Raw genomic sequence first — 12,300 nt, 5'->3', positions numbered from 1 at the left:
TTCCACCACCCACCCCTCCACCCGAAAATCGGGCGGGGCGCGCGAGTTTTACGGAAAGACTGTCGTAGTTCCGACAAGAAAGTTTTGTACTTGCAAAAAGTTTGATTTTATGATAGAGGAAAGTCCTCCGTGGTTTTTTCCACCACCCGCCCCTCCACCCGAAAATCGGGCGGGGCGCGCGAGTTTTACGGAAAGATTGTCGGAGTTCCGACAGATTTCCTTTGAGATTCCAAGGATGTGTCTTTAAGAATGGGATATCTCAGTTAACAAAATGAACGGATTCAATTTGAAAAATTATTCTGATTCTAATAAGTTTCCGTAAGCGAAAAATTTCTTTTTATAAATGTTTCGAGCATTTTCGGGTGTCAGTCCCGTTTCTTCCTGAATCATTTGAGGATAATATTCGTCTTCGCCGTCGTAATCCTCTCCGTCGGACGTTCCGAGTCCCATAAGGATACAATCACAATCCCGTACAAGAGATTTCAAAAGTTTTTTTCGATTGGAATCGCTGACGTTCAAGAGTAGGGATTCTGCTATTTCAAGTCGAATATGAAAATCGGATTCTTTTTCGATTTTTATTAGGATCTCGTTTTCCATGTTTGGGTCGAGTTGGGAAGCTCTCCTAAATCCTTCTTTGAATGTATCGTTTCGTAAACTTTCCAAATTCTGAAAAACTTCCTTCTCATTGAAATACTTTTTAATTTCAATCTTCCGATCGATTCCTAATCGGCCTTCGGTGATCACCAGATTTTTTTCATAGATTTCGGTCTGCCAGAATCGTAATGAGCCATCTTCCTCTTTAAATAGATAGTCTTGAATCATGGTAAAATAGTAACCTGTACCAGCGCTCGTATCTCATAGAAATATAAGATGATTTTTTTTTCTGAACAAGATGAAATTCATTCGCAGATTTCTATTGTGGAAGTTTTGATCTACTTCTGAATTTTTTAGGCGTTTGTAATTCCGATTTCATAAAAGATCTCAAGAATGCGGAATAGGAATTAAAACCTACCGCAAGTCCGATCGATAATACGGATCGCTCTTTTTCTTCCAAGAGCATCTGTTTGGCTTCTTCGATTCGAAAACCGTTAACGAACTCGTGAAAACTTTTTCCGATGAATTCGTTTAACAACGCGGAAAGACGGTGTACGGAAAGATTCATTTCCTCCGCCAGAGACGGGAGCCTGAGTTCTTCGTCCAAAAAAAGTTTTTCTTGAATCATCAAACGTTCCAATTTTTCTTTTTGTTTCTCCAAATCCAAACCATCCAGGAGAGAATTTCTTTTTTCGGGAATCGTAACGTTTTCCGATAAGGATCTTTTCTCCGGGAGCGGAAAATTTTCCGTCTTTAGATCGGTTCTTCCGAATACCGAAACGTAGGAATTCCGAATTTCCAAAAAGGAAAAAATCCACTTCCAATTCATAAGCAAGGACAAAACGAAAACCGAAAAAAGAAACGGTTCGGAGACAAGGACCATTCCAAAAGTCGAAAGCAGTAAGAAGACAAGATTGGAGTCCGCAAGATAAGAGATGAAAACGTTTTGTCTCATAGAAACCTCGCTTTTAAAAAAGAAAAATTTTCTTTCTCTACATTCTAACTCTCCTTGGAGGTCGATTCGGCCGGATCTATCAATGAATACGAAAAATGACGGAAGGATTTATAAACCCGATCTTTTTTTGCGGAATTCCTTCGGTGTGATTCCCGTAAAACGAAGAAAGGCTTGGTTGAAAGAGGACTTTGAATTGAAGCCGACTTCGTAGGCGATCGAAAGAATCGTTCGTTTCGGTTCTTTGAGAAGAATTTTTTGAGCTTCCGTGATTCTATACTGATTGATAAAACTCGGAAAGTTCATTCTTATTTTTTCGTTTAAGAATTCCGAGAGTTGATGACCCGTCAAAGAAAGCGAATCCGCCAGTTCCTTTAGACTTAGATCCTCGCGTTTGTAGAGTTGATGTACCTCCATAAACTCATTCAATTTTTTTTGAACCGCTTCCATATCCACTCCGATCAAAAGGGAACGTTCGTAACGATTCTTTCTTACCTCTTGAATCAACAAGGCGAGAGATTCAGGATTTCCCACCGAGAAGATATACAATTGGATAAGAAGAATGCTGATTAAAACCGCTCCGGTTCTTAGAAGGGTGAAGTTCAAAGAAAAGTGTCCGTAGATAAGAAACAACGTTGCGATCAAACGAAAAGGAATCAAAAAAATTCCGATACGAAACGCCGGTAAGATTGGAGCGCTTTTCGAGTTCCGGAAGTAGATCCAAAAAAGAAAAAGATTGTAACCGGTTGCACAAAGAGCGGAAAAATAGAGAAGGAGATTGATCGGATCCAATCGATTTTGAAACCAGACTTCTTGGACGATATTTATCTTTTCATCTTCAGTTTTTAGAAGGAATGGAATTTCAAAAAGAAAAATCAAAATTAGAGGAATCAGATGAAGGCTTTCCTTCCAGCCGAAATCGAACTTTTCCTTTAAGAGGGAGTTTGTGTAAAAGTGTTCGATCGGGCCGTACATAGCGATCGAGATCGGAAGAAGAACGATCCAAGTTGGAAAACGAAAGATCCATCCGTAGAAAAAACCGGAAAGAATACATTGAACGATTCCAATCGAAATAAAAAGAATTGAGACAAAAAAAGTCCGGAGGTTTTTTTCTTTGAGGGCCGGGTAACGTCCCAAACCCATGAGCAAACCGAGTCCGCCGCCGAATTGAATCAAGGTATCCGCAAAGGAGGAATAGAATTCTAACATAGAGGAATTCGATATAAATCGGATCGAAGCAAACTTACAAGTGAATTTGGTTTTTTACAACGGTCAATTTCTTGCTTTTTATCCAAAGCCATCTTTCGTTTTATACGATTCAACGATAAACCCGTCTTTTCGAAGTATTCTTCACTCAATGAATAACGGAGTCAAGAATATGAACGACAAGATAAAACTCCTCACCGCGACGAACGCGGGGGATCGATTTCGATTTAACGATATATCAAAACGGGATCGAATGGAATCCAGATCCGAACCGGTGCCTTGGTTTAGGAAAGCTAAAGATTTTTTTTCCTCCGAAGGTTCTTTTGTTTTCCTTTTATCTTTGATCCAGTTTACTCACATCCTCGATTTTATGATTATGATGCCTCTGGGAAGAAACTTTGAAAATCAGTTTCAAATCACTCCGAAAGAATTTTCGATTTTGATTTCTTCCTATACTTACAGCGCTTTTTTTGCGGGAATTTTGAGTTCTTTGTTTATCGATCGATTTCATAGAAAGACTTCCGCGCTTTTTTTGTATTCGGGTTTTATTCTGGGAACTCTTCTTTGTGGAATCGCAAATTCTTATTGGATTTTATTTATAGGAAGAATTCTCGCGGGAGCCTTTGGGGGAATCATCAGTTCCGTCCTTTTTTCCTTTGTGGGAGATTTGATTCCGGAGGAGAGAAGGGGAAGGGCGACGGGTGTGATCATGGCCGCTTTTTCGGCTTCTGCGGTCATCGGAGTTCCGGTGAGTTTGAAAATTTCAAGTCTTTTCGGATGGAACGCGATCTTTCTTTCGATCGTTTTTGTAAGTCTCTTGATTCTTTTGGCGATGTTTTTGATTCTTCCAAAGGCAGGAGTCAGGCAAAACAAGGAAGAATCGAATCTGCAAGGACTTCGAGAAATCGTCGGTTCGAAACGTTATCTGCCATCGTATCTGCTGATCGGTTCCGTGATTCTCGGCGGATTTACCGTGATTCCTTTTTTCGCTCCTTATCTGGAAAGAAACGTTGGAGTTTCCAAGGATCACCTTTCTCTTATCTATCTCATCGGTGGATCGATCACTTTTTTTTCTGCTAGGGCGATCGGATCTCTTTGCGACCGTTACGGTAAAAAAAGAATGTTCTATATTTTGGTTCCTCTTGCTTGTCTGCCGATTTTATTTTTCACGAATCTAAAACCCGGCTCGATCTTGTTGACGGTTTTTTGTACAAGCGGTTTTTTCGTTTTGGTTTCCGCACGTTTGATCCCAGCGATGGCGTTGATCACTTCCAGCGCGGATCAAAAGCAAAGAGGAAGATTTATGACGATCGTTTCCGCGATTCAAAATCTTGCCTCCGGGATAGGAGCTTCCATCGGAGGAGCGGTTCTTACGGTCAAAGACGTCCATTCCCCTTATCAGAATTTCGAAGTTGTCGGAATTTTTGCCGTCGCCTTTAACATTGCCGCCTTGTTTTTCGTATCCAAGGTATACAGTCCATTAGAATATTCTAAAATAACAATGAATGGGAAGGGGTTGTGAAAAAGGAATTTTTTGTAAAATTCGGGGCCTACTCTGCGATTACGGCGGGATGTTTGCGCGGTGTAGCATCTTTTGCGGGGGAATTTTTCTCAGGATTCTTCTTGGAAGTCCTTTATTCAGCTACCGATATTTGTATTCTTTTTGCGGTTTTGGGTTTTTATTTTCGTTATTACGAAGAGCTTAGAATTTATGCGTGGATCGGCTTTATTTTATCCATGATCGGTGTCGGTCTTCTCATCGGACCGGATGAGTCCACCTCGGGTTGGAACGTGTATCCTTACGGAGCGGGAATTCTTTCCTTCGGTTTGATTTTGATCGGAACGGATTCTTGGAAAAAAAAAGTTCTTTCCAAGTGGATTCCGAGTTTTTGGTGCTTTTCCGTTGTAATCGGCGGCCTCGGTTTTTTTAGGAGCGAATGGACTTGGTTGTTTGTGTTTGCGGGAGTTTTGTTTGGGATAGGTTTTATTGGAATGGGTTTTTCTCTTTTAGGGTCGATCGCAAAAATGAATGCTTGAATTTTCTAAGCGTGTCGCCGCGAATCGCGATCCCGTCTTTGTTTTGCAGGATCGGATTCTAATTCCTGAGTTTCTGGATTCGAAATTGCCATTGGAGGGGACAATTTCAAATCCAGAATTTGAGATCAATAGACGCAGTTACCGTAAGTGTTGACGGGTGCTCCTCCCAGCAAGCCTGGATCGTTGATTCGAGTCTCAGCGAAAGCCGGGTTATTTGTAACTAAACCGGCCGCTGAAGAATGGAATCCGTAAACAGAGATGGCGCTTCCACCGATCAATAAATCCGGGAATCCGTCTCCGTTTGTATCTCCTGTGGAAAGACCTTTTCCCACAGAGACTCCTAATCCGGATGATCCTGCGATGCTCGCAGTAGCGTTCGTCTTGTTGAAGAAATTTCCGATTGGACCTGCGGTTGGGGTCATGAAGATATAAACTGCACTGGAGGGGAGCAGTTGTTGTGTCGCGCTGATCGCTATGTCCGCTCTTCCATCTCCATCGAGATCACGGGCTGTAACTGAAACACCGAATATATCCAGCATTGTGACCCCGTTGATAACGAGCGGGGCGTTTCCAATGGTATCGTTTGCAATACCCGCTCCGCCGGCAGACATGAAAGCGCGGACTGTTCCAACTCCGTCTCCGATCCCATTTCCAACTGTTCCATCTGTATCAAGTAAAGGAGCGCTTCCCACTACATCCGAAAAACCATCTCCGTTGATATCCGCGACTGCGAGAGCCAATCCGAACTGAGCATTGGTACTTATGCCAGACTGGTTGGTCAGGGTATTGGTCACGCCTGTCAAAACTCCAGCCCCCCCATAATAGATGTAAATCCTTCCCGAGCTTGGAATTACGGCTGGTGGACCAGGAAAAGAATAACCGGGGGAACCGACCGCAAGGTCTGCGAGTCCGTCTCCGTTGATATCCCCAACCCCAATCGAAGAGCCGAGGAGTTCGTTTGCGGACGCTCCGGTTCGATTGGTTGCCGCAGCGGCCGTATTTGTCACAGTAATTCCAGTGACTCCCGTAGAAAGAAAAACGTAAACTCTTCCTCTGGAGCCGTTGAAATTCGGAGAACCGACGATCAAGTCAGTATATCCATCTCCGTTGATATCTCCCGTTGCAAGGCTCATACCGAATCTATCTCCGGCTGTGGCTCCGTCGATTCGAGAAGAGGCGAATGCACTGAAAGAAGTATTCACGCCTAAGTTTCCGGAAGAATGAAATACGAAGGTGCGGCCCATGCCGCCATTCCAAGCAGGTGAGCCAACGACGACATCGGCGTAACTATCACCGTTGAGGTCGCCCATCGAAACAGTTCTGCCAAATTCATCGGCGGCATTTCCTACGATGATTCTATTCGCTAAGCCCGCATTGGTTGTCGTAATTCCCAAAGTTCCGGAAGAATGGAAAATGTAAACTAGGCCTTGTCCATATTCGGAAGTGACTAAATCCACATATCCATCCCCGTTGATGTCCTTGTTTGTTCCTTTTCGCACTGTAATGACGGCAGTTGTGGTTTGGTTACCGGAAATATCGGTTGCCCTTGCCGTCAAAGTGTGTTGAGAATTCTGAGACCACGTTATGGGTAACTGAAACTTCCAAGAGTTGGGACCAATCAGAGTTGCTGCTCCGAAAGCCCCGCCATCGATCTTGAAAGCGACGGAGGCGATTCCTCCAGCATCGGTCATGGTTCCGATTACAAATCCGGATTCTACGATGCTATTGTTTCTAAGATTTTGAATCGCGACCGTGGGTGGAGTCACATCAGGTGCTGGGCCCGTAGTGAACGTCCAGGAATAAGGAGCGGCGATCGGATTTCCCGTGAGATCCATTGCTCCGACCGTTAAGGTTGCGGTAACTAAAGTTCCGGGAGCAAACGCAGCAGTCGGAGCGAACGTGGCCGAAGCTCCGGAGCAGGTCACGGTTCCAGGAATTGCGGCTCCGGCACTCAAAGAAAATGTGATCGTGTTCAGGGTGGTACAATCCATGGACTCACTGAATGCAACAATGACATTTGCATTGGTCGCAACTCCAGTGGCTCCGTTGATAGGACTTGCTAAGACGACCGTAGGGGGAGTGATATCCGGGGTATTTCCGGTCGTGAAACTCCAAGAATAATTTACAGCCATTGGATTTCCGGCCACGTCCTTTACCGTGGTCGTAATCGTAGCCGTATAGTTTGTATTGTAAGCAAGTGCCGCCGTTGGATCGAAGGTCGCGAAGGTTCCGGAACAATTTACGGTTCCTGCAACAGCGGCGCCATCGCTCAACGTAAAATTTGCGGTCGAGATTGTAGTACAATCCATGGCTTCGCTAAAGACGGCGCTTATGTTTGTATTGATTCCAGCACCCGTGGAAAGGTTTGTAGGAGTGACTAAGGAAACGACGGGAGGAGTCAAATCCGGAGCGGGACCGGTTGTAAAGGACCAAGAGTAGGTAGCAGGTATTGAGTTTCCAGCAAGGTCTTTGACCGCCGTTGTAAGCGTAGCCGTATAGTTTGTATTGTAAGCAAGAGTCGGTGTTGGATCGAAGGTCGCCGAAGTCCCGGAACAATTTACGGTTCCTGCGACGGCGGCTCCGCCAGTGAGAGTAAAACTTACGGCGTTGAGAGTCAAACAATCCATCGTTTCGCTGAAAACTGCGGTTACATTCGAATTCACTCCGACATTGGTAAGTAGATTTGCCGGCGCCACAAGAGAAACTACGGGGGCGATCATTTCCGGTCCTGTGCTTGTCGTGAAACTCCAAGAATAATTTACAGCCATTGGATTCCCGGCCACATCCTTTACCGTTGTCGTAATCGTAGCCGTATAGTTTGTATTGTAAGCAAGTGCCGCCGTTGGATCGAAGGTTGCCGAAGTTCCGGAACAATTTACGGTTCCTGCAACAGCAGCGCCATCGCTCAACGTAAAATTTGCGGTCGAGATTGTAGTACAATCCATGGCTTCGCTAAAGACGGCGCTTATGTTTGTATTGATTCCAGCACCCGTGGAAAGGTTTGTAGGAGTGACTAAGGAAACGACGGGAGGAGTCAAATCCGGAGCGGGACCGGTTGTAAAGGACCAAGAGTAGGTAGCAGGTATCGAGTTTCCAGCAAGGTCTTTGACCGCCGTTGTAAGCGTAGCCGTATAGTTTGTATTGTAAGCAAGAGTCGGTGTTGGATCGAAGGTCGCCGAAGTCCCGGAGCAATTTACGGTTCCTGCGACGGCGGCTCCGCCAGTGAGAGTAAAGCTTGCCGTGGTGAGAGTCGCGCAGTTGATCACCTCTGAAAAAACAGCGCTTATATTCGAATTCACTCCGACATTGGTGAATAAATTTGCCGGCGCCACAAGAGAAACTACGGGGGCAATCCCATCCACCGTTGAGGCAGTCGTAAAATTCCAAGAATAATCTTCCGTCAGCGTGGAACCATCCGTTGCCAAAATTTCTTTGCTGAGGGTTACCGTGTAAATCGTGGAAGACGATAAAAGATTAGAAGGAGTAAACATCGCTGTGGTGGAAGTTGTTGTGATAGTTCCGACAACGGGCGTCGAACCTTGGGTCATGCGAAATGAAGAATTGCTTATGGAGGAAGGATCGATTTCTTGATTAAACCCGACCTGGACGGAGGTATTCAGAGGAATTCCAGTAACTCCCGAACCCGGCGTGATTTGCGAAACCCCAAAAACAGCATCACCGCCGGGGAAGGTAAGGAAAGCATAAAGTGGGTTTTGAGAATTCGAACCTTTCACACAATTTTGAAATACGAATAAGAAAAGTACCAAAATTAGTTTTGTTGAACGTTGCATAAAATATTCTCCTCTCTCATTGCAAGAATTGTGATTCCTGCTCACCAGACCGAAAGAATATCAAATTTACACGTTAAAATCCGGTTGCGTTATAACGTGAAATCTTTAAGGACCGACGACACGTTTGGTTTGAATTTGTAAAGCATTGTTGATTTTAAACCGAAGGATTTATTGTTCGAAAGATAAAGTGCCTAACGGAATGGAACCAATTCTTTAGTAAGGAAGTTTCGTTTTTTGATTCTTAACTTTTTTTTTGCAGAATGGAAATCCGTTCTTTTCTTTCGGTTTTTTTTCTCGAAGAAAAAAGATTCATCCTTCCATTTTTGTTTTTTTAGAAAGGTTCGAAATGATTTCGATTGAGAAATCCGTTTGGATTCTAAGATAAGAATGGAAAAGGGTTTTCTATTTTTTACCTCTACGTGAGGAAGCGGAAAGGCTTTTTCATTCTTCTTAGAATTTCGAAAGCCCTTCGCAAAAGTTGTTTCAATAGAGGCTCATCCCAAACCAGTTCCCGGCTCCACCATTGAGTCCGGAGCCATCGATGATTCTCGACGCGGAAGCGGGGGCATTCGTTGTCAATCCTGTCGCTGAAGAATGGAAGATATAGGCCCTTCCTTGAAACGTTCCGTTGTTGTAACCCGGAGAACCCACCAAAAGATCCGAGTATCCATCTCCGTTCACATCTCCCGTCGCGAGTCCCCATCCGTAGAGGTCACTCATCGGTCCGGTCATCGTCAGCGTCGCGGTTCCCGCGTTCGTAAAACCCACGAGAGGGGTCATAAAAACAGAAACCATTCCTTGTGCGGGAGAATTCGGAGTGGAATTCGCGATGATATCGGCCCTTCCGTCGTTGTCCAGATCCCGCGCCGTCAAAGAATAACCGAAATGATCATTCACGGTGACTCCTTGGATGATATAATTCGCGGCCCCCAATCCTGTGAACGTGGAAATTCCTGCGGGTGTAGAACTGGAAGAGTAGATGACTACGTGACCGCGGCCGTTGTTGAGAAAGGGGGCGCCTCCGATTAGATCCGAGTAACCGTCCCCGCTTACGTCCGCAACCGCGAGGGAGAATCCGAATTGATCTCCTACGGCCCCGGTTCCATTCGTGAGTGTCGTGCTAACGGCGCCGAGTCCCGTGGAACTTCCGTGATAGATATAAATTCTTCCTCTTTGGCTGTTGTATCCGTAAGAACCGATGGCTATGTCGTCATAGATATCCCCGTTGATATTTCCGGATGCAACCGCATTTCCGAATAAATCGTTGGAAGCCGTTCCGGTCAGAGTGCAGGACGCGGTAGTCGCACTGGAATTTACGATCCCCGCGGCTCCCGCAGAGTGAAAGATATAGACCCTTCCCCGAGAAGTTGTCGAGTTCGGAGCCCCTACGATGAGATCCGCGTAGCCGTTTCCGTCCACGTCTCCCGTATCGACCGAAGCTCCGAATTTTTCACCGGCGGCGGCGCCGTCGATTCTTGCCGATGCGAAGGCCACGAAGGATATATTGATTCCCGAACTTCCCGAAGAATAAAACGCATACACCCTTCCCGCAAAGGTGTTTGCCGCAGGCGCTCCTACGATCACGTCCGAGTATCCGTCTCCGTTGAGATCTCCTAAGGAAACGGTTCTACCGAATTCTTCCGCTACCGTTCCAACAATATAACGATTTGCTAAACTTGCATTCGTCGCCGTGATTCCTCCGGTTCCGGAAGAATGAAAGATATAAACGAGACCTTGTCCGTATTCTCCGCTTACGAGATCGACATAACCGTCTCCGTTTACGTCTTTGTTGGTTCCCTTTCTTACCTGTACGGAAGTTACGACGGAAACGTTTCCGGACGCGTCCGTGCTTCGAACCGAAATCGTATGTTGCGACCCCGTCGACCAAGTAGCAGCTCCGGAGGGAAGTTTGAAGTTCCAGGTCGTGGTTCCCGATGCGGTCGTATATGCGCCCCCGTCGACGGAAACTTGTACAAGAACAACCCCTCCGGTATCCGAAGCGGTTCCGATGACAAATCCGGTTTCTAAAAGACTTTTGTTCATAAGATTCTGAATGGAAACGGAAGGAGCAGTCGTATCCGGTAGGACTCCCGTGGTAAAACTCCAGTTATAGTTGGTAAGAATCGAATTGTTGGCCAAGTCCTTGGCCCCGGTTAAAATCGTTGCCGTGTAAAGAGTTCCCGGAAGAAGACTCGCGCTCGGAGTAAAAACCGCGTTCGTTCCGGAACAGGAAACGTTTCCTGCGACACCGGCTCCGTTGTTGAGCGTAAACGTCGCGGTCGTTAAGGTAATACAATCCATTCCTTCGCTAAACGCCGCCGTGATCGTCGTGTTCGTCGCAATACCCGTTGATGAATGGATCGGATTGACGATGGATACGCTCGGGGCCGCAACGTCCGGAGCGGAACCGGTTGTAAAGATCCAAATGTAGTTTCCAACGATCGAATTCCCCGAGAGGTCCTGGACGGCAGTGGTGATCGTAGCCGTATAAGAAGTGTTATACGAAAGAGCGGAAGCAGGAGTAAACGTAGCGGTGGTTCCAAGACAGGAGACTGTTCCTGCGACGGCGGAGCCGTCGTTTAAAACAAAACTCGCCGTAGTCAAAGTGGAGCAGTTGAGAGTTTCGCTAAACGCAACTCCGAGAGAAGAGTTGACCGCAAAACCGACAGAATTGTTCAAAGGATTCGCAAAAGAAACCGTCGGCGGGGTGGAATCCGGAGCCGATCCGGTCGTAAAATTCCAGCTAAACGCAGAAACGATCGAATTTCCGGCGAGATCTTGTGCTCCGACCGAAATCGTTGCCGTATAACTCGTGTTAAAGAGAAGATTCGAACTAGGAGTGAACGTCGCCGTGGATCCGGAACAAGAAACCGTTCCCGCGACGACAGCTCCATTGTTTAACTGAAACGAGACAGTGTTTAAGGTGGCGCAGTTCATCGTCTCGCTAAAAGCAACGCTGACCGAGGTATTGACTGGAACCGAAACTGCGGAAGTGAAGGGGGCCGAAAGAGAAACGATCGGAGCGACCGTGTCCACGGTGGAGGAAGTTGTAAAGCTCCAGGAAAACTCCTCTCCGAGTGGCGCACCGTCCGCCGCTTTGACTTCCTTGGAAAGAGTGACCGTATAAACGGTTGCAGAGGCTAGGGAAGAAGAAGGTGTGAATACGACGCCGTTGTTTGTCAGATGGAAGGAGCCGGGAATCTGAATCGAACCCTGGAACAAACGAAACGTGGACGAGTGAATCGTGGAAGAATCTAAATTACGATTGAAGCCAACTTGAATCGAAGTATTTAGATTTACGCCGTTAATGCTCGAACCCGGACTGATTTGCGAAACTCCGAAAGGAATCGGAGAGCTTCCACTTTTGAGATCGATATAGGAAAAGATCGGAGGGAGGTTGTTGGAACCTCGATTTAAACAATCCACAAGGCAGAAAAAGGATAAAACGAAAATCAAAGATAAGAATAAAAAATGTTTCATAGAAAAGTCCCCGCACATGTTTTCAATGCGTTTTGAGACTGAATATAGTAGCACAATTATAACGAAGAGTCTTGCTTGCATTATAATTCGATAAAATAGATCGAAAGATAACGAACTTCTCTTCTGGATCGAAAATGCGCCAGAAATAGGTTCTGTTTAGGAGGAGCGCCGATTCGGGTTCACAAGAAAACAAAGAAGGAGGAATAGAAATAAGAAGAAATTTTTTTCCATTTCTTTGTT

At 45.7% G+C, this 12,300-nt stretch carries 7 protein-coding genes; 2 read left to right on the top strand and 5 right to left on the bottom strand.

What is annotated here, in order from left to right:
* Nucleotides 1–294: 294 nt before the first annotated feature.
* From JWG45_RS06965 to JWG45_RS06955, 3 genes are all read right to left on the bottom strand, one after another.
* Nucleotides 295–822: a molybdate metabolism regulator gene (locus JWG45_RS06965; protein ID WP_232380570.1), complete on the bottom strand. Its 528-nt coding sequence runs from the start codon at nt 820–822 to the stop codon at nt 295–297.
* 91 nt (nt 823–913) lie between these two features.
* The gene (locus JWG45_RS06960) at nt 914–1,549 is read right to left on the bottom strand and encodes a helix-turn-helix domain-containing protein (RefSeq protein WP_232380569.1); all 636 of its coding nucleotides are present in this window, start codon (nt 1,547–1,549) and stop codon (nt 914–916) included.
* 108 nt (nt 1,550–1,657) lie between these two features.
* Nucleotides 1,658–2,755 (bottom strand): helix-turn-helix domain-containing protein, encoded by a 1,098-nt coding sequence (locus JWG45_RS06955; RefSeq protein ID WP_205279041.1) that lies wholly within the window; start codon nt 2,753–2,755, stop codon nt 1,658–1,660.
* A gap of 250 nt (nt 2,756–3,005) precedes the next feature.
* On the opposite strand from JWG45_RS06955, the gene JWG45_RS06950 reads away from it, so the two are divergent.
* Complete coding sequence (locus JWG45_RS06950; RefSeq protein WP_205279083.1) at nt 3,006–4,274, top strand: MFS transporter; 1,269 nt, start codon at nt 3,006–3,008, stop codon at nt 4,272–4,274.
* Entirely contained in the window at nt 4,271–4,789 is a 519-nt protein-coding gene (locus JWG45_RS06945) for a hypothetical protein (RefSeq protein ID WP_205279040.1), read from the top strand. Before JWG45_RS06950 ends, JWG45_RS06945 begins: the two co-directional genes overlap by 4 nt.
* 125 nt (nt 4,790–4,914) lie before the next feature.
* On the opposite strand, the gene JWG45_RS06940 is transcribed toward JWG45_RS06945, so the two are convergent.
* A complete protein-coding gene (locus JWG45_RS06940) occupies nt 4,915–8,580 on the bottom strand; it encodes an Ig-like domain-containing protein (RefSeq protein WP_205279039.1) in 3,666 nt (1,221 codons plus the stop codon).
* Between the two features lie 483 nt (nt 8,581–9,063).
* Entirely contained in the window at nt 9,064–12,060 is a 2,997-nt protein-coding gene (locus tag JWG45_RS06935) for an Ig-like domain-containing protein (protein ID WP_205279038.1), read from the bottom strand.
* Nucleotides 12,061–12,300 lie beyond the last annotated feature (240 nt).

Origin of the sequence: Leptospira ainlahdjerensis, from assembly GCF_016919175.1 — a bacterium.
GTDB classification, from domain to species: domain Bacteria; phylum Spirochaetota; class Leptospiria; order Leptospirales; family Leptospiraceae; genus Leptospira; species Leptospira ainlahdjerensis.
The sequence above is the reverse complement of the archived record's forward strand: the minus strand, read 5'-3'. Positions and strand labels throughout refer to the sequence as shown.